The organism is Cryobacterium sp. M96 (assembly GCF_002929845.1).
Taxonomy (GTDB): domain Bacteria; phylum Actinomycetota; class Actinomycetes; order Actinomycetales; family Microbacteriaceae; genus Cryobacterium; species Cryobacterium sandaracinum.
Map to the genome: position 1 here is coordinate 123267 of NZ_PJJS01000053.1, position 26671 is coordinate 149937.

A 26671-nucleotide genomic window follows, 5' to 3' on the forward strand; every position below is an offset into this window, starting at 1 on the left:
GCGGAAATGGACAGCCCGGAACGAATGGACATCAACTGACGAGGATTGACCTGAATTCGACCGGCGGTCCATCCTGGTAGTTCTTGCATAGCCAGAAATAGCCTCCCCGGTAGCTCGCATCATCGATGTCCATCGACCAGCCGTCACCGTCAAGTCGCAGGATCCGAATACTGTTTGCGAGGACTTCGATCTGGAGACGCACCCACTCCGAAGCCCGTGGTGGGGCGGTCAGCACCGCTCTCAATCGCGTGCCCTCGGTCGTCCCCGCGACCCGGCTGAATAATTCAAGGGAGCCGTTCGCCCGGAGAATCATGTGGTACCCGGACACATCGCTGGCCACCCTGACTCGATAAGGGCGGTCGTCGGCGGCACCGAAGGCGAGCCCGGCGTGCTGCTCCTCCCTTGGAAGCGATTCCGGCCAACGGAGCTCGCACGTGATCCGGTATGATCCGAGACCCACCGGGCACATTGAGCCCATCAAGTAGCTCTGCACGTCCCGGTGGTCCAGTGCCACGGATGCGGCGCCCGCGTCGATCAGGGGCTGCACCAGAGTGCCCTCGTCAATGGTCCAGGGCAGGTCGCCGGCGGCCCGCAGCCCGGTTCCGAAGGCGTCACCCTGACTCCCAGCGGTCGTCCCGGTCACGTAGGGCAGATTAGAGCACATCATCCCGGCCACGCCGAGGTCGCTCATCCGGTCACGCATCGAGCGATAGTGCACCTCCCACGCGATAACCGGTTTGCCGAAGCCCACCAACACGGCCACCTGCGCATCCGTCGCCCTGTGTGACACCCCGAGCAAATCGAAACGAGGCGCAAGTTCATTTGCACGCTCGAAAAGTTCCGGAGTGAAGTATCCCCAGGTTATGTAACCGTGCCCGTCGACCAGTGTGTATTGCGTTGCACCTGCCCATTGTTTCCAGACGAAATGCTCCGTGGAGTGCGAGTAGCTGTCCATGACCTTGAGCAGGGCTTCCGTATTCGTGCCTTGCTTGTCTTCGAGAAAGATCACGTGCGTTGTGGCGAAGGCATCCAGTACGTCGGCGAGCAACGGCAGCGGCTCCCGTTCTGCCGCAGGGCCGAGCCAGGCTCTCGCGTCGCTGCGAAGTTGCGACAGTTCCTCCCAGGTGACTTCCGCGATCGGGAGGTCGACACCCGTCATCCGCTTGGTCGTCAGATCGTGATGGCACACCAACACGCCGTCTGAGGTGGCGCTGACCGAGACTTCGATCGCTTTGGCCCCGCTGTCGATCACGCGGCTGTACGAATCGAAGCTGTGCTCGACCCAGTTGTCTCCGGAGCCACGGTGAGCTATGTAGAACGGTGTCGTTCCGAGGAGATCTCCGATTGCATATCGTGCCGCAGCAGTCGGGAGTACGGAGACCGGGGGAGCGGGCGTGGCTTGGCAAGCCGACAGCAGCAGTGTTGAGGCGCCGGCCAGGAGGAACTGTCTTCGGTTTATTGGCGGCAGGAACGGAGCGCGGCTGATGTCAGCCGTGCTCTGCACGTCGGTACCGCTGGACATTCAGCTCGCTGTGTAGGTCAGGGTGAGCAGCGGGCGATAGGTGACGTTGGTGCTGTTGGTCGACCACAGCCGGAGGTTGTCCGGGCCGGCACTGATCAGCGCGACGGACACCGTTGAACCAGCGAGAGTTCTCAGCTGCGCCGCATCGAGCGTGACCAAGTAAGCCGTGTTCGTTGCCGATGCGCCGGCGAGGCTCCCCAGATCCGGTCCCAGACCGGTGGGTCGGTTGTTCCAGTTCACCGTGCCCTCCGTCCAATTCCCACTCAGCAGCTTAAATGTCTGGGCATCCACCGAGGCGGCGGTCGAGTCGGTCGAGGTTCGAATCCGCAGGGTCGCCCCGCTGAGCACAGTGCCCACCGGCGCAGCCGGGACTGCAAACTTTAGGTACGACTCGATCAGCGACGTGCCCGCCCCCCGGGACGACAACTGGCTATTGGACCCGAAGTTGGTCGTGGGAAGCACCTGGTACGTCGTCGAGTCTTCGCTGGCACCGGTCGTAAGGACCACCGGTCCCACAGGGGCGGCCTGAACCGTCGCCTCCGCGGCACCAGAGGCTGCACTCACATTGCCGGCAGCATCACGCGCCATCACCTTGTAGAAGTAAACACCCGACGCCAGACCGGGATCCGAATACGACGCACCCGAAACATCTGCGATTTTGCTCGACGCATCAGCGACGAACTCAGCCGAAGACCCCCGGTACACCGAATAACCCGTCACCGCGACATTGTCCGTCGACGCCGTCCAGGCCACCGAAACCGAACTCCCCGACACCGACGCCGTCAGACCAGTCGGAACACTCGGCACGTCAGTGTCGGCGGTCGCCACCGACGCGGATACCGACGCGGAAGCCGGACTTGCGTTGCCTCTGGCGTCGTAGGCGACCACGACGTAATGGTACGTTCCGTCAGCGAGCCCCGGATCCGTATATGACGCATCTGTCACGTCGGCGATCTTGTTGGTGGCGTCAGCGACGAAGCCGGATGCAGACCCGCGGTGCACCGAATAGCCGGTGACACCGACATTGTCCGTTGACGGAGTCCATGCCAGCGCGACGGCGCCGTTTGAGACGGTTGACGTCAGGCCGGAGGGAGCGCTCGGCGCCATGGCATCGGGAGCGGTGTTGGAGCCCAGCTCGTAGTGAGCCGCGACGGCCGCTGCGCTCAAGGCCGACGGATAGACCGCCACCTCGTCGAGCGTGCCCGCAAAATAGGGACTGTCGGGCTGCGAGGGCCAGCTGTTGAGGTTGCCACCACCGGCACGCCAGTAGCCGTCAAACGCCTGGTTGAAGTTGGTAGGGTTCGAGCCGACCTCTGTGCCATCCAGGTAGAGCTTCATCCCATCGGGTCCCTGCGTGCCCACTACGTGATGCCAGGCGTTGTTGTTGAATCCCGCCGGCGATTCGATGAGTTGGAAGCCCCCGACGTACACGCCGAAGATGATGCTCCCGGAATTGGTCATGTAGATCTGCTTGTCGTAATTCGAACCCTGCCCGGTTGCGACGTTCTCAAAGCCGACGATCTTCCCGCCGGATGTCGTGTCCGTCTTGAACCAAGCTTCCGTGGAGAACTGGGCAACCGATGAGCGTGCGGTCTTGGTCGCAATGCCGCCGTCCTGAGTTCCGCTGGTCTGCACGGCAGTCCCGACCTTGATCGCCTTCGGCTGCTGCAGCTGGACTGCAGCGCCGTAATCTCCTTCGCTCTGGGCGTCGGACGATGAGTCTTTCGCCGCGCTTCCAGAGGTTTCGTCGAGGCGCCAGTACACATCAGGCTCGTCCGTGTAGATCCTGGCTCCATACGCGTCTGTCGGGGTCGGCGGAACGGCGAGGGTTCCCCCAGCGAGAGTGTAGTGCTGGGCGATCTGCGCGGCGCTCAGGGCGGATGCATAGACCGCGGTGTCGTCTATCTGGCCGCCGAAGAAAGCGCTAGACGGCTGGCTGGGCCAGCCATTCAGGTTGTCGCCACCGACATGCCAGTTACCGCTGTATTGCTGGCTGGTGCTGGTGGCGTTCTGGCCCACCCGGACGCCGTCCACGAACAACTTCATCCCGGACCCGCTCTGGGTTGCCACGATGTGGTGCCACTTATCATCATTGTACGACGAGGCCGTCTTGATCGTTTCGGTGCGACCGATGTAGACACCGAAGGTCAGGCGACCCTGGTTATCCATGTAGATGTGTTTATCGTAATTCCCGCTCAGGTTCGTGTTGCCAGTCCCGGTGCTCGGCCGACCATCCCCGAATCCGATGATCTTCCCCCCTTGGGTGGATGTCGTCTTGATCCAGGTTTCGATCGAGTAAGTGGTGGGTGCCGGTTTCTGCTGGTCGCTCCAGATGTAGCCATCAGTCCCATTGAACGTAGCGGAGGTGTTGGTGTCACCGACGATCGCGCCAGGCGCCCGGTAGGTGACGCCGTTCTTGTATAGGCCGTTCAGGCCGGTGACCGTCGCACCGGACTTGTCCTGTGCCCAGGGACCGGAAACCTCATCCAGACGCCAATACAGCCTGGCTCCGTCCTGGATCACCTGAGTGGGATAGTCAACCCCCTTGGTGACGGCGCGGGCTGCTACTGACGCCGACAGCGGACTGGTGTTGACCCCGTCATTCGCCGTCACCCGGTAGGTGTAATTCGTGCCCGCGGCGACATTCGTGTCAACGACGGTCACCTGGGGACGGGTCCACCACAGGGAACTGGCAGAGCCGGTCCAGATTGGGGTCGCTCCGCCGTTCCGGTAGACGTTGTACGTCAAGGCACTGTCGTCAGGGTCGACCACGGTGCGGAAGCGAATCTGATTGGCGCCCGAAGTGAGCGCCTCGGCTGCAACGACCGGGGTGGGCGGCGCACCGACGTCATCCGGACCGAAGCGTGTGAGTCCCTGTTGGACTACGCCGTTGATGACAGTGAACTCACCGCCGTACCAGAGGTACTTCTTTCCCGTTGTGGCGCCGGTGGCAATGGTGAGAGCACGCGGGCCGATTCCTTCGCCCGTACCGTCATTGGAAGTCGGGAACCAGCCCAGCAAAGCCGCGTCCGAGGTGTTCTGTGCCATCAAAAACATCCGTCTCCCGTCAGGAAAGGCGTTGTTCGATGAGCAGTCGTGCGCGTGACTCGCGGAATACAGGGTGCCCTGGTATTCGAGCACCGCCTGCGTTGCGCCCAGGCAGTTGTCCCGCCAAGTCTGGTCGAGTGTGCTCCAATTGACGGCGAAGCGACCGTCGAAGACTCCGCCCCCCGTTCCTTCGTTGCCCCCGTAGAACGCCGTGCCGTCCGACCACAGGGTCTTGGTCACCGAGGTACGCGGGATGAAGCCGAGAGGGTAATTACGCACGTTTGCGCCGGTGGTCGCATCGACGACCGCGATGGAGTGGGAATCCTGGTCATTGACCGTGAAAAAGTCCCCACCGATGGCTACCCTGCTGCGGTCGGGAGAGACGGCCACGGCCCGCCCGACAGTGTCAGCCGCCGGGGCCCAGGGCAGAAGCGCGCCCGACGTCGCGTCCACCGCTGCAAAGCGCTTGCGCGCCTGGCCGCCGACGGTCTGGAACTCCCCAGCCAGGTACAGGGTGGACGAGGTGGCAGCCATGCCGCGGACGAGGGAAGATACCCCCGCCACCCGGAACGGCTTGACGGTGCAGGCGACCGGGTCGATCGCGGCTACCCGCGCGGCGTTCACCCCGCCGACGGAGGAGAAATTGCCCCCGATGTAGATGGTGTTGCCGTCAGGTGAGGCAACCACCGACCGCACGGTCGGCGTGGCCCCATTAAGGGTCATGGCGAACTGACAGCTGTCAGGGGCTCCTGTCTCCGCGTTGAAAATCGCAAGCGTTCCCTGGTTCCTCGGCACTCCCGCACCGCCGCTGGGCGGCCTGATCTCAGAAAATGTTCCGCCCGCCACGACTTTTCCGTGCACCGTGCCGACTCCGTAGACAACGCCGTTCGTCTGCCAGGTCGACAGGTTGTCCGCACTGAAGGCGACGCCGGCGGAGAGCGCCGACGCCGGTTGTGGCACGGGACTCGCTATGACGAGTCCGGCCACGACAGCCACGGTCGTGAAAATTGCGGCAAGCTTACGCATAGCTACCTATCCCTCGGGTGAACAGCCTCATCGCCCAAAAGCTCTGATGACCGCGAATGAACTATGGAATCCAGCCTCACGCGGCCTTGGAGCGCTTTGGGTAAGAAAGCATTGCTCACGTTTAGCGAAAAGTGGGATCGGCGGAAACGTACGCCCTGTGCGCCACACCCGCAATGCCCCGGAGGAGTGACGTCCGACGAGGGGCTAACATGTGCCGAGGACGGGGCACGCTGCCCACGCTCAATCAATCCGAGGATGGCCCGTGATGACACAGTTTCGTGAAGCTCACGCACAGCTTGCGAGTGCGCAGAAGGCACAGACCGGGGTGTCGCTGTACACGCGATACGTCAATCGACCGCTGGGGCGCGTGCTGGCCTCGGTGTGTTTTGGGCTCAGGATGACGCCCAATCAGGTGACCGGGCTGTCGGCCCTTGCGACCGGGGCGGGTCTTGTTCTCCTGGTCAGCGGAGAACCAAGCCCGATCCGAGCCGTCGGCGTTGCGGTCCTCCTCGTTCTCGGCTTTGCGCTGGATTCGGCAGACGGTCAGGTCGCGCGCCTGACCGGCCGCGGTTCCCCCGCTGGCGAGTGGCTCGACCACGTCGTGGACGCCGGCAAGATCGTCGCGGTCCACGCAGCGATCCTCATCACGGCGTACCGCTTCTGGTCCACGGAGCCGATCTGGTATCTCGTGCCCCTCGCATTCCAGGTCGTGTCCGTTGTCACCTTCGTGGGTGGCCTGCTGACTGAGCTGCTCCTGCGCCGTTCAGCCAACGCAACCTCCACGACCTCGGCCATCGGCGAGGGCGGGGCTCGTCGCCCCTCGAGAGCCAGGGCCATTGCTCTGCTGCCGGCCGACTACGGGATCCTCTCGCTCAGCTTCATCCTCACTGGCTGGCCCGGTGCTTTCGTGGTGGTCTACAGCCTTCTCTTGGCCGCCAACGCGCTGATCATGGCGTTACTGCTCGGCAAATGGTTCCGGGCACTGTCTGCCCGCGGCTAAAGCGCGTCTTCCACCGTTTCTCCCGTAGCCGGGATGAAGACCCGACTGGTTCCCGTGGTCGAACGCTCGAACCACTCACCGTCGATCGGCCCGCGGAGCGCGGCCGGAACACCCGCCCATAGTCCGGGCAACCCGCCCGATCTCGCACGGGCGAGCACCGATCCTCCCGCCAGGACCGACCGATCCGGCAAGATAGCGCCGCCGAAGAGCAGACAGCGCGCTCCGACGAAACTCCGGGCTCCAATTCGCACCGGATATGCCGCCTGAGCATTTCGTCGAACGTCGATGCTGTGCGTCACAATCTTGGTTTCGTGCCCGGCGACACTGGAGTACTCGCCGATCACTATGGAGCCGGAGCAATCGAACTGATGCCGGCTCGTAATTTTTGAATGAGGCCCCATTTCCAGTGCCGCGCCGTCCGGGTAGAGCCGCTTGTACACGGGGTGGGATGAAAAAACGTTCAAGCGGCCGATGGTTGCGTGATCACCGATTGACACCCGGCGCATGTTCTTGAGCAGGTTCCATCGGCCTATCCGGCTGTTCGCTCCCATCGAGACCTGTGTGACCCGAAGGACGAGACAGGATCGCGCCATTGCGGTCGGATGAATGTCGTGGCCGATCGAGCGAAGGAGCCGGTTCTTAGCCGTGCTCGCCGGCAGCGCCCAAGCCAGCGCCCTCATCGCGTCTTTGATCTGACTCAAGAGCCGCTCACCCCGATTTCCGGAACCATTGTCACGTCGAGCGCATCCTCGCTGCGCTGGGCGATTGCGCGGCGCATGCCCATGAGTTCAAGCAGAAGCCTGAGCGAAAGCCCAGCGAAGATACCACAGAGCGCCCCCTCTGCCCCCCAGGACACGGCTCCGATCGCGACGCAGGGTAGACCGACCAGAGTTCCGATGGCCGTCGCCCCGGTCACCACATCGAGTCTGCGCAATGCCGCCAGGCAGGCCTTGCTGACGACCGCCTCGATCAGGCTCACTCCGGTGATCAGCGCCATCAGTATCAAGGTGACAAAGGACGGTTTGATCTGGCCGCCGCCGAGCCAACGCACCAGTTCCGGGGCTACGGCCAGCATGAGACCGGCGAGCGCAACCGCGAACACCACGGCGGCGACCAGCCCCGTCCTGACTCGGCGGACGAGGTCCTGCCTTCGAGCTTTGGGCACCCAGCCCTGGAGGATCGTGACGAATGGGCCGAGTCCCACGATCACCTGGCGCTGCACCTTCTCGACAACGGCGTAAACCGGCTGCGCGCCCGGGGCGATCAACGACACAATGACAATCGGGGTCGAGGTATACAGCGAGGAAAGCACGGTCGAGGTGACACCCAGCCGCTGCGAAGAAAGCACCATCCCTATCCGCCTGCGCGGAAGCGACCGGAGTCGACGGAGTCTCCACGGTTGCAGGATCCATATGGTGGAGGCCATGAATGCCGTCACCATACCGATCAGCTGCCAGAGCACACCCACGAGAGCACTCGACCCGTGAGTCATGTAGAAAATGCCGATGCCGGTCCCGAGAACCCGCGGGACGGTTTCGAAAACCAAGAGTCGGTACGGTTGCATGAGACCGACGAACCACCAGTTCGCGGTCAGTCCCACGGTCGCCGTGGACAGGGCACCGACTCCGGCGAAGATGGCGTAGTCGCGACCGACACCCCAGGCCACCGAAAAAACAAGAAGGCCGACGGGCACAATGATCAGCAGCTTGCAGATAACCGACTCCGCATATGCGGTGAGTCGCATGTTCGCGTCTGCCCTCGCCACGGAGGCCGGCCCGGAGAGACCCCAGCCGTAAGCCACGATAACCGCACCCACGCCGCCGATGGACTGGCCTGCCGCAATCATTCCCCACGCTGCCGCGCCGCTTGCCATGACCATTGAGGGGATGACCGCAAGCGAGACGACAGCCAGGAGCACCATCGAAATCGAGTATCCGACGATGGTGTTCATGCTGGCGCGAACGCGCCTCAGCCGTCTACCCCTCGGCGCACCTGCCTTCATCGGACCCTCATCTCGCCTGCCCACGCTCAGTTCGACGGGGTTGCATGCGAACAAGCTAGCAGCAACATGGTTCAACGGGATATCTAGCCGCTGATCGGTTGTCTGCGTACACTGACCGTCATGTCAGTCAGCGACGCGAGACCACCGATGGCCCAACCGTCAGGTCTCCCTCGCCGGAACCTGGCCGGATTCTCCGGCGCAGGCTACGAACGGGGGCGGAATTCGCTCTGGCAGATCGCCTGGCTTCTCCTCTCCGGACTCGTTGTTGTCCGGTGGTGGTGCCCGCCCCGTCTCCGCGTGGCGCTCCTTCGGCTTTTCGGCGCCACGATCGGTGACAATGTTTTGATCCGCCATCGCGTGCGCATCCACTGGCCATGGAAACTGGTCGTCGGTGACAACTCGTGGATCGGTGAAGAGGTCTGGATTCTGAATCTCGAGCCGGTGATCATTGGCAGTGACGTGTGCATTTCCCAGGGTGTCATGCTGTGCACGGGCAGCCATGACCGCACCTCGCAGACATTCGAATTCGACAATGCGCCGATTATCGTGGAAGACGGCGCCTGGATCGCGGCCAGGGCAACAGTTCTCCGAGGAAGCCGGATCGGCCATGACAGCGTTATCGGCGCGACGGCTCTCGTCTCCGGGACCGTGCCCGCCCGGGCACTTCTGCGAGCTCCGCGCGCGGAACGACCAGCACTCTCACAGGACCGGGACCAGACCTGAATGCGTGTGCTCTCCATCGTGACGCTCGTCACTCCCAACGGTGAGTATGGAGGTCCCGTTCGCGTCGCGTTGAACCAGGCCAAAGCCCTCCGTGAAGCAGGCCACGACGTAGTGGTAGCCGGCGGCGCCCGCGGATTCGGCGAAGCGGCCCCCCATGAATTCGACGGGGTGCCGCTCCGTCTGTTCCCCGCCCGAACGATCATCCCAGGTATCGGTTTCGCCGGCCTGTGCGCACCCGCCCTGCAGCACTGGCTCAAGCAGGCCGCGCGCTCGTTCGACGTTGTGCACATTCATGCCGCCCGTGACCTCGTCACGCTCCCTGCGGCGCGCTGGTTGCGCAAGGCCGGGATACCGTACGTGGTGCAGACTCACGGAATGATCGACCCTTCAGACAGTCCATTGGCGATTCCTCTGGACGCGTTCGTCACCCGACCGGCTCTGAGGGGGGCGAAGGTGGTGTTCTACCTCACCGACCAGGAACGGAATGATCTCAGTGCCGTTGCGGGCACGGCGCTCAATCTAAAGCATCTCGCCAATGGCGTACCGGCGCCGGGGAGCGCGAACGGTCCCGCTGCGGGCACGGAAGTTCTCTATCTAGCCCGACTCGCCCGCCGGAAACGCCCGCAGCTCTTCGTGAAAATGGCGCTCGCACTCGCTGATGAATTCCCGACGGTGTCGTTCACCCTGGTCGGTCCCGATGAGGGAGAGGGGCCAGCGGTACAGCGCCTCATCGACGCGGCCGATAGTAAAGGCATACTGTCCTGGGAGGGACCCCTGGCCCCGGGTGCAACCAACGAACGGTTGTCGCGGGCCGCCGTATACGTTCTGCCTTCCATCGATGAACCGTATCCGATGTCAGTTCTCGAAGCCATGTCACTCGGCGTGCCGGTGGTCATCACGGATAGCTGCGGACTCGCTCCGGCGGTCACTGAGATCGGATGCGGAATTGTGGTGGATGACACTCTCGAGGCTCTCGTCGGCGCCGTTGCAACGGTTCTACGCGACGACGTTCTGACTCACAGCATGGGCCGCGCCGGCGCGCTGGCTAGCCGGAACCGGTTCGGGATGCAGGCGATCGCTGAAGCTCTGGCCACTTCGTACCGCTGAGCGAGTCACTTCTGGGGGGCCTGCCCGACTGTCGGACGAAAAGCAGACACGCCAACGCGACCGCCACCACTCCCGTCGCCTGGAGCAGTGAACCGCGCAAGAGAATTGTCATATAGACCGGAAAGATCGCGCCGACAATGGCCCAATAGCCCGCGGCATTGAACGCGGGGAGAAGTCGACTGTCCATGACACGCAGGGAGTAGCCCAGCAGGAGAAAACCCACGATAAGGACGCTGATACCTCCATTGACCAGGAATTCCGCCCAGAGCGGGGCAGAGAGGTTCTGAAAACTGTAGCCGCGATATTGGGCGAGCAGAATTCCCGTGTCCACAGGCTTGTCCGGCCAGACGCCTCGGGGCACCCAGAAGAGAACACTGCCGAGCGCCTGGCGCCCCGGCTCAATCAGCCCGTCAAGACCGTACGAAAATGCGTTGGCGACTTGCCAGAATGCGTCATAGTCAGGGTTCCCCTCGTACTCCCCGAAGAAACCGTTGCGCACCAAGTTGACTTCCGGGCGCCGGAAGGCATCCGCCAGAGGGAACAGAAAAATCAATCCGACGAGTGCTGCAGTCAGGGTCGCTCGAACACGCGCGACGGTGAGCAGGGCTCCCGCGAAAACGGCGAGGGCGAAGAGGACAGTGCCCAGGCTGTAGCGTGCACTGCTGACCGGATTCACGACGGTGAGAAGGAGTGCAATCCCGACAACGATCAGGCCGCGATAGGCCATCGACAGCGGCCCCGTCGTCCTCCGCCTCAGCTGCACGAGCGCACCGATGCCCACCAACAACGGATAGATAGCACCGGCGTACATGATCGAGCGCACCGCGGGATCCGTCCACGCCGCTGAACGCGCGGCAAAGGCTTGATCCCTGCTACCGAAAAGCGATCCCGCACCGACCCTGGAGATGAAATACAAGCTGAGTACGATGCCCGCGCCGACGAGCACCAGGGTCGGCCAGGTTCGCACCTGGGTCACCACCCGAACGGGGGCACTCCCCCGTTCTCGAATCCCGGTCGTCAGCTTGCTGCGCTCATGCCCGTAGGCACCCAATCGCCCGATTTCATAGCAGGCGACGCCGAGACAGACCAAGGCGGCCGTGGGGAGCTCGAGCGACTCGTCGATACCTTGCGTCGTCCGCGAGATGAGACCACTTCGGATCTGGACGGTTGGAGCAATCCCCATGAAGACGTAGACGAACATCCAGAAGAAGAAGTCGAACAGCATCGGACGGCCGACAACGATGATGAGGGCGAGTCGCAGACCCGCCCACACGACGAGGATCAGAGTCAGAATCCACGCCTGTCCTCTGCCGACGTCTGGCACCTGTACCAGGAGAGCCAGCGGCACGACAGCGGCAAGGATTGCACCGAGAACGGTGACCCCGAGGACGGTGCGAAAAGTCGTTGCCGACCCCGACGTCCCGACGGTTGCGCCGGGTCCAGGTTCCGTCACGAAAGCGCAGTTTTCACACGAACTGCAATTGCGGCATGACCTGCTTCGTTCACACTGACACCGTCACTTGCGACCATCGATGGATCGAGAACATTCGGTTCGAGCAGACTAACGTACGTGGCGCCGACGCGCGCCGCGGCGGCGCGAACCTCACTGTCCAATTCGGCTGCCCGACTATCGTCCATACCGTTGAGCGCCGCCGGGCCGACTACGACCAGAGTAGCATCGGGCACTCCGACGCGCAGGGCGGCAAGTGCGGCATTGATGGTTGCCACTGCTTCAGGCAGATCCACATTCGTGCCGGCCCGCTCCGCCGCCACCACGACGACGGAGGGATTCAGGCCGACGGTCTTGGCCACCAAGTCCTGGTAGCTCGGACACGGCGAGGGCCCACAGGTTCCGGGTGTGACTCCAAACGCGATGTCACCTTCTTTTGTCGCGAGATTGACCTCTTGCCAGCCCTTGTCTGCAGCGAGCCCAGTCGACCAACGGGTGGCCTGGCCGCTGACTCCGGCTCCCGAGGTTGATGCCCCACCGAGGAACACGGCCGTAGGAGCACGTGGAACGGCGGTGATGGTGGGGTATGGGTCTTTCGGCGCTCCTGCGTCTTCCGTGCCGACCGGTTGCAGCGCGAGGAGTGCAAGCCCGATGGCACCCACGAAAAGCACGGCGACGACGAGAAATTTCCACCACCGAGGCCGCATGAGACGTCGGGCTATCATGTGCTCATAGTGGCACGCATATGCCCCCCCTACGTGGGTCGCTGTGATAATGAGGTTCTTGATAGAGTCTCAGTATTGGCTGGTCAATCCGGTGCCGCTCGACACGGTGAAGGGCGAACGCGTGGATCAACGTGGATTCTGGAACCTCTTGCGATCTCGATGGGTTGCGCTCGTCACATTCACCATTCTTGGCGTCATCGCCGCTTCGGTCTACGTGCTGACCACCGAGCCTGAGTACTCCGCGGAAGCAGAGTTATTCGTTTCGGCAATCGGTAGCGATAGCACCAGTGACCTCGCGCAGGGCAGCAATTATTCACAACAGCAGGCCCGCAATTACAGCATCATGGCGACCCGCCAGATCGTCTTGGACCCTGTGATAACCGCGCTTGGATTGAAAACCACTGTCGGTGAACTTGGTGATCGGGTATCTGCCTCGGTGCCACTGAACACGTCTCTCATTTCGATCGCTGTCACGGATACCTCGCCGGACCGCGCCGCCGCCACTGCCGACGCGGTGGCGACGAGTCTGGTCAATACGGTGATCCGTCTGGTCCCGAAAAGGAGCGACGGCACTACACCACTACGCCTCGAGTCCGTGCAGAGTGCGACGACACCCACCGCGCCTTCCGCCCCCAGCCCGTCGATCGCACTGGCATCCGGATTGCTGGGCGGCTTCGTTGCCGGGCTCGGCTTCATTCTCCTGCGGGAGCTGACGAGCGCAAAAGTGAGAACCGCGGAACAGCTCAGGCAGTTCGGTCTGACACTTCTCGGGACGATTGTGTACGACCGCGGGAGTGTCAACAACCCGCTGGTCCCGCAACGAGGCTTCAGCCCCATTCGGGCCGAGGAATTCAAGCAGGTCAGAACGAACCTGCATTTCCTCCAGGCGAATGAGCGCCACAAGGTGTTCGTCGTCACCTCGTCCATTCCCGGCGAAGGAAAATCCGTCACGGCGGCGAATCTCGCCATCACACTCGCGGCCTCCGGCAGCCTGGTGTGTCTGGTCGAAGCGGACCTGCGGAGACCGTCCCTGGCCGACTATTTCGACCTCGAGGGATCGGTCGGTCTTTCGACTATTCTGGCCCACGACGCCGACGTGGATGATGTCCTCCAACCCTGGGGTCCGGACGGCCTCCAGATCCTGTTGTCAGGGCAGGTTCCCCCGAACCCGAGCGAACTGCTTTCCTCCACACACGCCCAACAGGTTTTCGCCTCGCTGCGCGACCGGTTCAACGTCGTCGTCATCGACTGCCCGCCTCTCCTGCCCGTGACTGACGCAGCTATCCTCGGAAGGTATTTCGGCGGGGCAGTTCTCGTCGTCGGGTCGGGAAAGGTCGAAACGCGGGAACTCCGGAAAGCCGTCGAGAGCCTCAAAACGGCAGGGACTCCGGTGCTCGGCGCGATCCTGAACCTGGCACCCGCTCGGCTTCTCGGTCGAAATCGAGGCAGGTATTACATGCCGCACACGGCGGCGGAGCAGGAGCCGTCACGTCAGGAACAACCCGTCCGCAGCCACGAGGAAGAAGTCGCACTCCGCAAACGGTAGCGATGTCACACGATCTACTCGACACAAAAGGGTGCTGCCGACCCGCAGGCAGTTCGGCAGCACCCGGCTATGTTCCGGTGATCCTGGTTACTGGGTCCTGCTGCTTGCGGCGTAATACTGCAGATCTTGCACGATAGGGCGCGCAACGACTGTGTACGGAGAGGTGACCGCGGCGATCTGCGCCCCGTTCCGGTCTGCACTCGCACCGACCGTGCCCAGCGCCAGCGGGAACGTCCTGCTTGATTCTCCTGCCGGCGCCTCGAACGATGTCTTTTTTCCTCCGATTGAGACCGTGACCGTCGCCGGTGCCGTGAGGAATGTGAGCACTCCGACGGTATCCCGAGGCTTCATGGCTGTTCCGCTCAACGTGGGCGACATGAGCTGCTGCGGCGTGGTCGGCGTCGCTGCATAGGGCTGAATCCGGTGCGTCAAGTAGATCGAGTCGTTGACGATAGCCGGCGCCGAGCCCTTCTTGAACTGGCTCAGGTAGTACGCGTTGATATCCAGGAAGGCCTCGCCGTGCGCTGCCGAAGGAGCAAACGACGTCCCCTCGGAGTAGTCGTTCCACGTGACCAGTTGCACCAATTCAGAACCGTTCGACAGCGCCCGTTTCCAGGACGCCTTCAGGGTTTCCGTATTGCCGGCTTCGTCATAGAGGTAGCTTCGGGGCCGGACGTCCTGGACGGCAACGGGAGACATCCACTTCACGCCGAGTGCTCGTGCCTTCGCCGCGTAGTCGGGACCGTTCTCGATGGTCACCGGCGTCCGGGTTCCCCAGTTGCTCAACGCATAACTGATCGGTGCAAAACTCTTCAGGTTCTCGTCACTGGCATTAAGGAATACGGCGATGAACGCCGTCTTGATTCCATACTGCGAAGCCAACGTCGACTTCAACTGCCCCCACCAGACCGCGTTCTGACGCTCGGCGGCGAAGGAGGAGAGAACGAATTCGCCTGTACTCAGACGATAGGTGGCCGGGGACTTGTATAATTCGGCAAGTTTCGCCGCGATGGTCGCGATGCTGGCCTTTCCGGCGCTGGCCGTCATATCCAGGTTCGGGACAATGGTGAAGTTTCTGCCGGACTGCTCCGCGCCCTGCACCAAATCGAGTGTTCGCTCCCAGTTGAGGCCGGACAGACTCATGATGTCGACGGTGAAGCCATCGATACCGGCATCTGCCGCGTCGGTGACTTCCTCTTTCATATCAGTGAGTTTCCAATCCCCCGAACGCGGAGCGCGAGCCTCAGGGCGGTCGCGCAGCAATCCGCCGTAGTTGGCGTGGATGCCTCCCTCGCCCTGCGAGGTGAGGTAGTTGATCGCATAGTAATCCGATGCGGGTGCCTTGTTCTCGATGGAGATGGGGTACGGCGGAAAGTAGTGTGCAAAGACCTTTTTGCCGGTGGTGTTCGACCCGGGAACCGCGAATGACAGGTTGTCGGATCCGGTCGCCGAGCCGGTGGCCGAGCCGGTCGCCGAGCCGGTGGCCGAGCCAGTCGCCGAGCCGGTCGCCGCGCCGGTCGCCGAGCCGGTTGCCGCGAGGACGAGCTTCAGCGTGGGGCGCGCCTCCCCTTTGCCTACGAACGAGGTGCTCACAAACTTCTGGGCGAAGCGCACCTCGAACGCAGTCGACCCGGACAACGCTGTACCGTTCAGACCCGAGAGCGGCACAGAAATTGTCTGTCCGGTCAGAGCCCGAACCGATGCCCCACTCAGTTCCGTGTCGATGTGGGCCGGGCGGTTCGACTCAGTCAGAGACGACGCGCTCCAGTCCGAGGAGACCGGATAGACCTGCACGCCAGGTGCGGTAGAGGTGGTGCTGGCGACTTTCAAGTCCAATGTCGCCGACACGACGCTCATGCCCGTGTACTGTGCCGTGTCGAATTTGAGGAAGGTCTTGTCAGCCAGCGACGTGGCGCTGACGTACGGCGTGGCGTTCTGGGGTGTGCTGGGTTCGCGGATAGTGGTCCAGGTGGCCTCCCCCGCTTTCACTGCGATCGGGGCAGCGGCGACAGCCTGGGGAGAGGTCACCGCCGACGCGGGCAACGGAACGAAAGCCGATAGGGCCAGCACTGTCGCCGCAAGGACGGCCGTGAGTTGCCATAGCTTGGCGAGACGTGGCTTGCCATTGGGGTGCCGGTTCAGGAATTTGATCGGGGATTTTTGGGCAGCATAAAGAGCAGACATACAACATCTCAAGATTGTGCGCGATCGAGAGCGCGAGGAATGTGACCCCCGAAGAGGGGCCACCTGAGCAATATTCGAATGCTATCGAAGGGTAGTGCGATTACCAAATAAGACGAGAGTGTCAAGGGCCTGGACAGACCACCGGCAGGGATTATTTCGACGGGAGCGAGCACATATTCAGGACCGCCGTCCGACCGGTCTGGGCCTGCTGTCGCCGGGATTCTCCCGGCCGGCCTCAGGCCGCGAAGCGGTCCGTCGCCTCGATGATCGCGTCCAGGTTGCCCGGCTCGTCGAAGGAGTGACCGGCATCCGGGATCAGCCTGAAATCGGCCTCCGGCCAGTTCTGGTGCAGCTCCCAGGCGGTGAACGCGGGGGTGCACATGTCATAGCGGCCCTGCACGATGACGCCGGGAATGTCTTTCAGCCGGTCCGCGTCGCGGATCAGCTGGTTCGGCTCGAACCAGCCCGAGTTGGTGAAGTAATGGTTCTCGATCCGGGCGAAGGCCACCGCGAACGCCGGCTCGGTGAAACGCGCGATCGTGTCGGGTTGCTGCAGCAGCGTGATGGTCGAGGACTCCCAGGTGGACCAGGCCACGCCGGCCCGCTCGCGCACGTACTGGTCGGGGTCGTGCAGCAGGCGCTTATAGGCCTTGATCAGGTGGCCGCGCTCCTCCACCGGAACCGGGGCGATGAAGCTCTCCCAGAGGTCCGGGTAGATCGCCGACGCGCCGCCCTCGTAGAACCAGTCGAGTTCCATCGGGCGCAGCGTGAAAATGCCCCGCAACACGAGTTCGGTGACCCGGTCCGGGTGTGTCTCGGCGTACGCGAGGCTGAGGGTGCTGCCCCAGGACCCGCCGCAGACCAGCCAACGCTCGATCCCGAGGTGCTCGCGCAGTTTCTCGAGGTCGGACACGAGGTGCCAGGTGGTGTTGGTGGTGAGGTCGGCGTCCGCCGCGCTCGCGTGCGGCGTGCTCTGACCGCAGCCACGCTGGTCGAAAAGGATGATGCGGTACTTCTTCGGGTCGAAGACGCGGCGTTGCTTCGGGCTCGATCCGCCGCCCGGCCCTCCGTGCAGGTAGACGGCCGGCTTGCCGTCGGGGTTGCCGGATGCCTCCCAGTAGATGGTCTGCCCGTCACCGACCTCGAGGAGTCCGGTTTCGTAGGGTTCGATCTCGGGGTAGAAGGTGCGCATACCCCCGAGCCTATTCGAGCCGGTGGGCCAGAATGACGACCTGCACTCGGTCACGCAGCTCAAGCTTGGCCAGGATGCGTCCGACGTGGCTCTTGACGGTGGACTCGGACAGGAAGAAACGTTCGGCGAGCTCCGGGTTCGACAGACCCTCCGCGACCGCGAAGAAGACCTCTCGCTCCCGCTCGGTGAGCAGGCCGAGTCGGCCGGCGTCGGCATCCGCTTCGGTACCGTCGGCCTCCCGATCTGCCCCCGGAAGCTTCGCTCCGAACAGGTCCAGCATGCGCCGGGTCACCCGCGCCGAAACGGAGGCGTCGCCCGAGGCCACGGCCCGGATTGCCGCGGTGAGTTCAGCGGGCTGGGCGTCTTTCAGCAGGAACCCGCGCGCGCCCGCGCGGAGGCCACCGAACGCGTACTCGTCGAGGTCGAAAGTGGTGAGAATGATGATCCGGCTGTCGGGGCACGCGGCGGTGATCCGCCGTGTGGCGTCGATGCCGTCGATTCCGGGCATCCGCACATCCATCAGGATGACGTCGGGATGCAGGTCGGTGGCGAGTGCGATCGCCTCGGCGCCGTCGCCGGCCTCGGCCACCACGGTGAAATCGTCCTCGGCCTCGAGCACCATCCGGAAGCCCGTGCGCAGCAGCGCCTGGTCGTCGACGAGCAAAATCCGGATCGGCGTCATGCCCGTTCCCCCGTCTCGTCGACCGTCATCGTCGCGCGCACCTGCCAGCCGCCGCCGGGACGGCACCCGGCCACGAGGGTGCCGTCGTAGAGCGCGACGCGCTCGCGCAGCCCGATGATGCCCCGCCCGGCAGCCGACGACGGCAATGTGGCCGACGCGTTCCGGCCGTCGTCGGCGATGACCACCTCGAGCCGCCCCGGTACCCGGATCAGTCGCACGGTCACCGCGGTCGGATGCGCCGAATACCGCAGCGCGTTGGTCAGCGATTCCTGCACGATCCGGTAGACCGTCAACTGCAGACCCTGGCTCCCGGGAATGCGCCCGGTGAGTTCCAGCCGGGCGGGCAGTCCGGCGGCGTGGAACGATTCGACCAGGTCGACGAGCTGGTCGGCGCCGGGTTGGGGCCGGAGGGGGATATCCGTCCCCTCGGGGTCGCCCTGCTCCTGAGGACCCTCACTCAGCACGCCGAGCAGCCGGCGCATCTCGGACATCGAGCCGCGGCCGGTCCGGGCCACCTCGCGCAGCGCAGCGCGCGAACGTTCCGGGTCTTTGACGAGCAGCGCGTCGGCGCCGTCGGCGAGCGCGACCATGACCGAGAGGCTGTGCGCGATGATGTCGTGCATTTCCCGGGCGATGCGCCCGCGTTCGGTGATGCGGGCGAGCTGGGCCTGCTGGTCGCGCTCTCGGGCCAGCTGTGCGGCCAGTTCGACCAGCGCGGCCACATAACGCTTGCGATCGCCGACCGTGACACCGATCAGGGTGGCCGCGAGCATGAGGACCGCGGATTGGGAGGCGACCGCAAGCCAGGATGCGTAGCTGCTCGCGCCCGGAAAAGCACCTAGGGCGCCGATGCCGATCGCCACGGCGAGGCCGAACCAGGCGCTTCGCACGCCACGGTAGACCGCGGCAGTGTAGAGCGCGATCAGCACGGGCAGGGTGTCGCCCTGGCCGGGGAACGCGACGACCAGTCCTGCGCAGGTCACCCCGAGCACGAGAAGCGGGGCATGCCGCCGGACCAGCAGTGCGGCCGTGATGACCATTACCACCGCGGCGGCGATGAGGGCCTGCGGCGGCAGGCCGGGCCCGGCCTGCCGTGTCAGGTCGATCAGGAAAACGACGGCCATCGGCACGAAATAGGCGCTCGCGACCAGCGCATCGCTGAGCCACGGATGCCGCGACCAGAACCGCCCGGCCACCCCCGGCGGTGTCGGCAGACGAAGTTCGCCCTCGGTCGGCACAAGCGGCCGGCCGAGGGCGAGGAGTGATTCGGTCATTCAGAGGACTTTACGCGTCCCTCCGCTTCAACACCACAGCGGCACCGACCAAGCTGACCGCGAGCCAGCCGAGCACCACCAGCAGGTTGACCCACCATTCGATCGGCACCGGGCTGAACGACATCAACCCGAACATGTTGATGCCCGCGTTCGACACCAGATACGGCAGCACCGCGGCGGCCCACGGGGCAGCGATCACCTGGAACACCATCGGGAGCAACAGCACGATGCCGAGCACGACCGCGATGCCGCCGGCCCCGCTGCGCACGATGGTGCCGATGCCGAGGGCGAAGACCGCGATCAGGGCCAGGTAGAGCGCACCGCCGAGTACCGGCAGGAACACGGCTGGATCCGCGAAGCTGACGCCCAAGCCCTGCCGGGAAAGCACCAGCGACGCCACCAGATAGGAACCGAGGTTGGCGGCCAGCCCAACCACGAAGGTCGTGACGAACAGCACGGCGGCCTTCGCCGCAAGGGCGGGCAGCCGGCGCGGCACCGCTGTCAACGTGGACCGAATCATACCGGTGGAGTATTCGCCGCTGATGGTCAGCGCGCCGAGGACGGCCACGATGAGTTGGCCGAAGAACACCCCGAATGTCGCGGTCTGGGCGATGAAAGTCGCCTGGTCGGCCGCGGGGATCATCGAGGCGTCCGCACCCTGCAGGTCGAGCGTCGAGGACATGACCGCCGCGAGGGCGAGCGAAACCAGTACGAGCAGGGCGTACGACCAGGCCGTCGAGCGCACGCTGCGCAGCTTGATCCACTCCGACCGCAGCAGGCCCGCCGCGCTCAGGCCGTGCACAGCGGATGCGGCGCCGGGCACGGTGCCGTCCGCGGCCGGGGAGGAGGAAGCAGCGGGCGCGGGCGTCTTGGTCGCGGTTGTCTCGGTCATCGTCATGCCTCCTGCAGTTGCGCGGAGCCGCTGGCGCGGTACTCCACCTCGTCTTGGGTCAGGGCCAGGTAAGCCTCTTCCAGTGACGCGCTCACGCCGGTCAGCTCGTGCAGCACGATGCCCGCGGCGGCGGCCTGTTCGCCGATGTCACCGGCCGAAATACCGGCTACCTCGAGCAGGTCCGGCTCTCCGGTGGTGACGGTGACGTCGGGCTGGGCGAGCAGGGCCGCAAGCTGGGCGGACTGAGGGGTGCGCACGCGCACCCGGTGCGTGCCGGCCATGCCGATAATCTCGGAGACCGGGGCATTCACGATCACCTTTCCCCGGCCCAGCATGATCAGGTGGTCGGCCGTGAGAGCCATTTCGCTCATCATGTGCGAGGACAGCAGCACGGTTCGGCCCTCCGCGGCGAGGTACCGCATCAGCTGGCGCACCCACTGCACGCCCTCGGGGTCGAGCCCGTTGACGGGCTCGTCGAGAATCAGCACCGCAGGGTCGCCGAGCAGCGCCGCTGCGATGCCGAGGCGCTGGCCCATGCCGAGGGAGAAGCCGCCGACGCGCGTGCGGGCGACGGCTCCAATCCCGGTGAGCTCGATCACCTCGTCGACCCGGGCGGCCGGGATGCCGTGGGTGGCCGCCAGGGCCAGCAGGTGGTTGCGGGCCGAGCGGCCGGTGTGCACGGCCCTCGCGTCGAGCAGCACGCCCACCTCGCACAGCGGCGCCCGGTGCTCGCTGTAATGCTTGCCGTTGACCTTGACCGATCCGGCGGTCGGCCGGTCCAGTCCGACGATCATGCGCATGATGGTGCTCTTGCCGGCGCCGTTCGGACCCAGCAGGCCGGTCACCTTGCCGGGCTGCACGGTGAAGTCGATCGCGTCGACCGCGGTCTTGCCGCCGTGCCGTTTGGTCAGGGACTGTGCCTGAATCATCCGTCTCCTCGTTGTACATCGGTGGGGCCGGTCTCACCGTGTGAAATCGGCCCGTCATCGACGCTACGGGGGACGGATGCTGCACGCATCGGCCCAGCGGACGCTTGTGCGCCCGCCGGCCTCGTACCTGGGTACGACACGAGGGTGCCCGTTCCGGTAGAGAGCGGCCGGCGGAACGGGCACTCTCCACCGGATCGGGGCTACCTCTTGGCGGGAGTCTTCTCGGCGCGGGGAGCGGTGCCGTTGGCACGCTGGGTTTGGTAGTAGTCCCTGGCCTCGTTCTGGCGCTCCTGCTCGGCACCGCTGGCGATTGCCGACCGGAGGTGGTCCTGGCTGTAACCGAAGGCGTCGACCAGGTCGACGGAGTGGGGGCGGAGCCGGGCGATGATGCGGTCGATGTAGGCCGTGACCGACTGTGCCCGCTTGGCCGACAGGCGCCCGTGGATCAGGTACCAGGCCAGGTGCTTCTCCACCAGGCCGAGGCCGAACAGGTCGCGCAGCCAGGTCAGAACCTGCTTCGTGCCGGCGTCTTCGGCGGTCTCGACCGCCCGGGTGAACGCCTCCCACTGCAGCAGCTCGCCGTGCGAACGGGCCGCCTCGATCAGCTGGTCCTGGTTGGCGTTGAAGAGGGCCGCGGCATCCTTCGGTGCCAGCTTGCCGGCCGAGCGGAGCTTGCCCGCGATCTCGGCGATCATGGTTTCGACCCGGTCGGTGAGCAGCTCCCGCTGCACCGTGGTGTCGCGGAGGTGGCCCACGGAGCGAGCGGTGGAGCCGAAGTCGGAGACCGCCTGGCCCAGGGTGCGGAGCCCGGTACCGTGGTAGGCGCGGCCGGCAGCTTGCTGCACGACGTAGCGGGCGAGCACGCCCGGGCCGGCTGAGGCGAACTTGCGGCTGTAGTCGGTGAGCAGACGCTTCGCGACGAGCTGCAGGAGCACGTTGTTGTCGCCCTCGAAGGTGGCGAAGACGTCCAGGTCGGCGCGCAGGCCGACCAGCCGGTTCTCGGCGAGGAATCCGGCGCCGCCGCAGGCTTCGCGGGCCTCCTGCAGGGTGTCGAGAGCGTGCCAGGTCGAGAGCGGCTTGAGGGCGGCGGCGAGGGTTTCGAGGTCTTGCCGGTCGGCATCCGTGTCGGCCTGGCCGCTGAAGACCTGATCGAACTTGACCAGGAACTCGTCGTGGGCGAACGTGTGCGCGTAGGTCGTGGCCAGGCGCGGCAGCAGACGGCGCTGGTGGCGCTGGTAGTCGAGGATGACCTCCTCGTCGGTGTCGCTACCGGCGTTGAACTGGCGGCGCTGGCTGCCGTAGGTGATGGCGATCGTGAGGGCCATCGCCGAAGCCTGGGTGGCGGCGCCGTCGAGCGAGACGCGGCCCTGCACGAGGGTGCCGAGCATGGTGAAAAAGCGGCGGCCGGGGCTGGAGATCGGGCTGGTGTAGGTCCCGTCCTCGGCGACGTCGCCGTAGCGGTTGAGCAGGTTTTCGCGGGGAATGCGCACCCCGTCGAAGTGGAGCCGCCCGTTGTCGATGCCGTTGAGGCCGCCCTTGAGGCCGTCGTCCTCGCCACCGATGCCGGGGAGGAAATCCCCGGACTCGTCGCGGATCGGCACCCAGAATGCGTGCACTCCATGGTTGACGCCTGCCGTGATCAGCTGGGCGAAGAGAACGGCGGCGATGCCGTCTTTCGCGGCGTTTCCGAGGTAGTCCTTCCACGCCGCGCGGAACGGGGTGTCGATAACGAATTCCTGCGTGGCAGGGTCGTAGGTCGAAGTCGTGCCGATGGCCGCGACATCCGAGCCGTGTCCGGTCTCGGTCATCGCGAAGACGCCCGGGACCTGCATGGTCATGATGCCCGGCAGGTAGGCGTCGTGGTGCTTCTTGGTGCCGAGGTGCAGCACGGCCGCGCCGAACAGACCCCACTGCACGCCCGCCTTGATCTGCAGGCTGGGGTCGGCGGTGACGAGTTCCTCGAACCCGGCGATGTTTCCGCCGTGGTCGTCGGCGCCGCCCAGGTGCGTCGGGAACGCGCGGTGCACGTGCCCGTTCTCGGCCAGGATCAGGAGCTGGCCCAGCACGCGTTCGCGGTGCTCGGCCATGGATTGACCCTCGATGCGCTGCAGTTCGGGCTTGGCCGTGAGCTCGCGCGCCCGCAGGCGCACGTCGGCCCAGGTGCCGAGCAGCTGCCGGTGCAGCGACTCGATGTTGACCGTGGGGGCACCGGTCTGGCCGGCGATCATGACCGGGCCGGTGTCGACGCCGGGCGCCACGGGGGGCGTGACGGCGACGGTCGTGGCCAGGGTCGCGTCCGTCTTCTTGTCCGTCTTGGCGGGGATCTTCTCCGTCTTGGCGGGGGTAGTGCTGTTGGAGCGCTGAGCAGTGTCAACCATCGTTGGTCCTTCGTCTTCGCGCGAACTCGAAATTTTCTTACACGTTAGGCGGCTCTCGCGAAGCGGGGAAATAGTGCGTGACGGGCCTACAACGAAGGATGCTCCGCCCGGCCTTCGTCTTGTAGGTTTCCACAGCGGTAAAGGGTCTGACGGCACCGTTACCCACAAACGGGGCACCACCTCTGCCGGAGCGACGGCCCAGCCGCTCCTAACGAATTCGACGGAGATTTTGCCCTAGAAGCCCTAAAACAAGCCCAAAACGTGGCTTTAGCTCAAAATCTCCGTCGAATTCGTTGGGGCACAGGTCGTCGGGGTGCGGGCGGTGACGTGGAAGAGGTGCCAGTGGCGAGGGCCGAATGCGGACTGACCGGGGCGGTCGTCTTCGACGAGGCCGACGACGTGCAGACCGGCCAGGAGCGCCTCGACCTGGCCGCGATCATGAAAGTTCATGTCTGCGCGGCCGGCCCATTCATCGTGGGGGCCGAAGAATTCTCCGGCGAACCAGGCGCCGGGCTTCAGCGCCGCGCGGATGCCCGCCCACAGGTCGGGGAACACCGCGGGGTCGCAGAAGGGCAGGGAAAACCCCGCATAGACGAGGTCTGCGGCGGGCAACTCGGGGAGATCCTCGAAGCGGGACCGGTGAAAGACCAGGCGGGACTGCTCCGCAGCGCGAAGGCCCGTCCGGACCCTGGCCTCGGAGCCCGGGTCGGCGTCGAACGCGTGTACGGTCCAGCCGGCGGCGAGCAGGTGCCGGGTCTCGGTGCCCGCACCGCAGCCCAAGTCGATCGCAGTGCCGGGTGGGGCGGGTGGCGCGTCGGCGCAGAGGTCGAGGGCACGGAGCAGCACCGCACGCGGCGGGCGAGCGGCCTGAGCGTTGAAGTACTCGGTCCAGTCCATGACTCAGTTCTACCCGGTCCTGCGGGATGCCGCGGGTTGGGTCCGGGACGGGAGGCGTCAGGTTCCGGCGGACACGACCTCGAGGAGGGCGGCGCCGTAGGCGTCGAGCTTCTTGGCACCGACGCCGGAGATGCCGTCGAGGTCGGCCAGGGTGGCCGGCTTCGTCGCGGCGATCGCCAGCAGGGTTGCGTCGCCGAAGATGATGTAGGCCGGCACGCCCTGCTCTTTGGACTGGGCGGAGCGCCAGACCCGCAGCGCCGCGAACAGGGTCTCCTGCTCGGGGCTGAGATCGGCCGCGGCCGCCTTCGCGGCGCTCTTGCGGGCCCCGGCCGCGGGGCGGGCGGCCCGTTCGGGCTCGGTGCGGAGCTCCACTGTGCGGCGGCCAGCGAGGACCTCCGCGGCGGCATCCGTCAGCACCAGGGTGCCGTATTCGCCGGAGGTGGCCAGGAAACCCTGGGCGAGGAGCTGCCGCACGACGCCGCGCCACTGCTGGTCGCTGAGGTCGGCACCGATGCCCCAGGTGGCCAGCTGGTCGTGGCTGTGCTGAGTGGTGCGCGGGGTCACCTTGCCGCGCAGGATGTCGATGAGCTGCCCGGCGCCGAAGCGCTGATTGCGCTCGCGCAGCAGGCGCACCACGGTGGAGAGCAGTTTCTGGGCGGGGACGGTGCCGTCCCAGCCGACGGGGGGTTCGAGGCAGGTGTCGCAGTTGCCGCACGGCTCGCTGGACTGGCCGAAGTAGCGCAGCAGGTTGACCCGGCGGCAGGTGACGGTCTCGCAGAGCGCGAGCATGGCGTCGAGGTGGGCGGAGAGCTTGCGCCGGTGGCCGAGGTCGCCGGGCGACTCGTCGATCATGCGGCGCTGCTGCACGACGTCTTGCAGGCCATAGGTGAGCCAGCCGGTGGAGGGCAAGCCGTCGCGGCCCGCGCGGCCGGTCTCCTGGTAGTAGCCCTCGACGGACTTGGGCAGGTCGATGTGGGCGACGAAACGCACATCCGGTTTGTCAATGCCCATGCCGAACGCGATCGTGGCGACGATGATGACGCCCTCCTCACGGAGGAACCGGGACTGGGTGCGGGCGCGCAACCCCTGGTCGAGGCCCGCGTGGTAGGGCAGCGCGTTGAGCCCGTTCTGGCGCAGAAATTCGGCGGTCGCCTCGACGGTCTTGCGACTGAGGGCATAGACGATGCCGGCATCCGTGGGGTGCTCGGCCTTGATGAAGGCCAGGAGCTGCTTGCGCGGCTCGGCCTTGCCGACGATGCGGTATTGGATGTTGGGCCGGTCGAAGCTGGCGACGAAGTGCCGGGCATCGCCCATCTGTAGCCGGGTGGTGATCTCTTTATGGGTGGCGTCGGTGGCCGTGGCGGTGAGAGCGATGCGGGGAACATCGGGCCAGCGGTCGGCCAGGTCGGACAGGGCCAGGTAGTCGGGCCGGAAGTCGTGCCCCCACTGCGACACGCAGTGGGCCTCGTCGATGGCGAAGAGGGCGATGGTACCGCGGTCGAGGAAACGCTTGGTGGCCTCGGAGGAGAGTCGCTCGGGGGCGACGTAGAGCAGATCGAGGTTGCCGGCGAGGTAGTCACGCTCGACCGTGCCCCGAGCGGCGGAGTCCTGGCTGGAGTTGAGGAACGCGGCGCGCACGCCCACGGCGGTGAGCGCGTCGACCTGGTCTTGCATGAGGGCGATCAGCGGCGAGATGACGATGCCGGTGCCCTCCCGCACGAGCGAGGGGATCTGATAGCACAGGCTCTTACCGCCACCGGTGGGCATCAGCACGACGGCGTCGTTGCCGTTGATGACCTGGTCGATGATGGCGGCCTGCTCGCCGCGGAAGGAGTCGTAGCCGAAGACCGTGCGCAGGGCCTCGCCGGCCGTCGCGAACTTCGCGGTGGCGCGGCGGGGCGGGGTTGCGGGTACGCGAAGGGCGGATGCGCCGGCACGAGCGCGGCCTGCCGGGCCCGCCAGGCCCGGGGCCGGTTCCCACTCCCTGGCTCCGCCGGCATAGCCGTCGGGCGGTGGCGGGGCGTCGAATTCGTCGGGTGGTTCGAACTCGTCAGGATTCCACGGTATTTCGGCGTTCCAACTCACCCGGCAACT

The 26671-nt window shown here is 65.3% G+C and carries 19 protein-coding genes; 4 read left to right on the forward strand and 15 right to left on the reverse strand.

What is annotated here, in order from left to right; translation table 11 throughout:
* Positions 1 to 31 precede the first annotated feature (31 nt).
* Together CXY79_RS13565 and CXY79_RS13570 are read right to left on the reverse strand one after the other, a co-directional pair.
* Positions 32 to 1522 carry a glycerophosphodiester phosphodiesterase family protein gene (locus CXY79_RS13565; protein ID WP_104102492.1) on the reverse strand — a complete coding sequence of 497 codons (1491 nt, stop codon included), beginning with the start codon at positions 1520 to 1522 and terminating at the stop codon, positions 32 to 34.
* On the reverse strand, positions 1523 to 5596 hold the full coding sequence (locus tag CXY79_RS13570; protein WP_104102494.1) for a LamG-like jellyroll fold domain-containing protein: 4074 nt from the start codon (positions 5594 to 5596) through the stop codon (positions 1523 to 1525).
* A 397-nt stretch (positions 5597 to 5993) separates the two neighbouring features.
* Between CXY79_RS13570 and CXY79_RS13575 the strand changes: the two genes are divergently transcribed.
* Positions 5994 to 6596 (forward strand): CDP-alcohol phosphatidyltransferase family protein, encoded by a 603-nt coding sequence (locus CXY79_RS13575; RefSeq protein ID WP_233191494.1) that lies wholly within the window; start codon positions 5994 to 5996, stop codon positions 6594 to 6596.
* Here CXY79_RS13575 and CXY79_RS13580 read toward each other — a convergent pair.
* Together CXY79_RS13580 and CXY79_RS13585 are read right to left on the reverse strand one after the other, a co-directional pair.
* Positions 6593 to 7297: a DapH/DapD/GlmU-related protein gene (locus CXY79_RS13580; protein WP_104102499.1), complete on the reverse strand. Its 705-nt coding sequence runs from the start codon at positions 7295 to 7297 to the stop codon at positions 6593 to 6595. The genes CXY79_RS13575 and CXY79_RS13580 overlap by 4 nt on opposite strands.
* Positions 7294 to 8547, reverse strand: coding sequence for a hypothetical protein (locus tag CXY79_RS13585; RefSeq protein WP_104102502.1), 1254 nt, complete (start codon positions 8545 to 8547; stop codon positions 7294 to 7296). The genes CXY79_RS13580 and CXY79_RS13585 overlap by 4 nt, the downstream gene beginning before the upstream one ends.
* A gap of 171 nt (positions 8548 to 8718) precedes the next feature.
* Here CXY79_RS13585 and CXY79_RS13590 point away from each other — a divergent pair, with 171 nt between their 5' ends.
* Together CXY79_RS13590 and CXY79_RS13595 are read left to right on the forward strand one after the other, a co-directional pair.
* A complete protein-coding gene (locus CXY79_RS13590; RefSeq protein ID WP_233191495.1) occupies positions 8719 to 9321 on the forward strand; it encodes a putative colanic acid biosynthesis acetyltransferase in 603 nt (200 codons plus the stop codon).
* Between the two features lie 18 nt (positions 9322 to 9339).
* Positions 9340 to 10428: a glycosyltransferase gene (locus tag CXY79_RS13595; protein ID WP_233191496.1), complete on the forward strand. Its 1089-nt coding sequence runs from the start codon at positions 9340 to 9342 to the stop codon at positions 10426 to 10428.
* Here CXY79_RS13595 and CXY79_RS13600 read toward each other — a convergent pair.
* Positions 10367 to 11881: a hypothetical protein gene (locus tag CXY79_RS13600; protein WP_104102509.1), complete on the reverse strand. Its 1515-nt coding sequence runs from the start codon at positions 11879 to 11881 to the stop codon at positions 10367 to 10369. The two genes, CXY79_RS13595 and CXY79_RS13600, sit on opposite strands and share 62 nt — an antisense overlap.
* Positions 11878 to 12240, reverse strand: coding sequence for a hypothetical protein (locus CXY79_RS13605; protein WP_104102512.1), 363 nt, complete (start codon positions 12238 to 12240; stop codon positions 11878 to 11880). Before CXY79_RS13605 ends, CXY79_RS13600 begins: the two co-directional genes overlap by 4 nt.
* Before the next feature lie 454 nt (positions 12241 to 12694).
* On the opposite strand from CXY79_RS13605, the gene CXY79_RS13610 reads away from it, so the two are divergent.
* Positions 12695 to 14149, forward strand: a complete 1455-nt coding sequence (locus tag CXY79_RS13610) for a polysaccharide biosynthesis tyrosine autokinase (protein WP_158250300.1) — start codon at positions 12695 to 12697, stop codon at positions 14147 to 14149.
* 87 nt (positions 14150 to 14236) lie between these two features.
* On the opposite strand, the gene CXY79_RS15775 is transcribed toward CXY79_RS13610, so the two are convergent.
* The 9 genes from CXY79_RS15775 to recQ all read right to left on the reverse strand — a co-directional run bounded on the left by CXY79_RS15775 (position 14237) and on the right by recQ (position 26662).
* Complete coding sequence (locus CXY79_RS15775; protein ID WP_146068150.1) at positions 14237 to 16333, reverse strand: endo-1,3-alpha-glucanase family glycosylhydrolase; 2097 nt, start codon at positions 16331 to 16333, stop codon at positions 14237 to 14239.
* Positions 16334 to 16568: 235 nt separating this feature from the next.
* Positions 16569 to 17525, reverse strand: a complete 957-nt coding sequence (pip, locus tag CXY79_RS13630) for a prolyl aminopeptidase (protein WP_104102525.1) — start codon at positions 17523 to 17525, stop codon at positions 16569 to 16571.
* A gap of 10 nt (positions 17526 to 17535) precedes the next feature.
* Positions 17536 to 18207, reverse strand: coding sequence for a response regulator transcription factor (locus CXY79_RS13635; RefSeq protein WP_104102527.1), 672 nt, complete (start codon positions 18205 to 18207; stop codon positions 17536 to 17538).
* Entirely contained in the window at positions 18204 to 19481 is a 1278-nt protein-coding gene (locus tag CXY79_RS13640) for a sensor histidine kinase (RefSeq protein WP_233191497.1), read from the reverse strand. The genes CXY79_RS13635 and CXY79_RS13640 overlap by 4 nt, the downstream gene beginning before the upstream one ends.
* Before the next feature lie 10 nt (positions 19482 to 19491).
* Positions 19492 to 20373, reverse strand: a complete 882-nt coding sequence (locus CXY79_RS13645; protein ID WP_104102530.1) for an ABC transporter permease — start codon at positions 20371 to 20373, stop codon at positions 19492 to 19494.
* 2 nt (positions 20374 to 20375) lie between these two features.
* Complete coding sequence (locus tag CXY79_RS13650; RefSeq protein WP_104102532.1) at positions 20376 to 21302, reverse strand: ABC transporter ATP-binding protein; 927 nt, start codon at positions 21300 to 21302, stop codon at positions 20376 to 20378.
* Positions 21303 to 21502: 200 nt separating this feature from the next.
* Positions 21503 to 23680: an acyl-CoA dehydrogenase gene (locus CXY79_RS13655; protein WP_104102535.1), complete on the reverse strand. Its 2178-nt coding sequence runs from the start codon at positions 23678 to 23680 to the stop codon at positions 21503 to 21505.
* Between the two features lie 267 nt (positions 23681 to 23947).
* Positions 23948 to 24577 carry a trans-aconitate 2-methyltransferase gene (locus tag CXY79_RS13660; RefSeq protein ID WP_104102537.1) on the reverse strand — a complete coding sequence of 210 codons (630 nt, stop codon included), beginning with the start codon at positions 24575 to 24577 and terminating at the stop codon, positions 23948 to 23950.
* Positions 24578 to 24634: 57 nt separating this feature from the next.
* Entirely contained in the window at positions 24635 to 26662 is a 2028-nt protein-coding gene (recQ, locus tag CXY79_RS13665; protein ID WP_233191498.1) for a DNA helicase RecQ, read from the reverse strand.
* Positions 26663 to 26671: the final 9 nt, after the last annotated feature.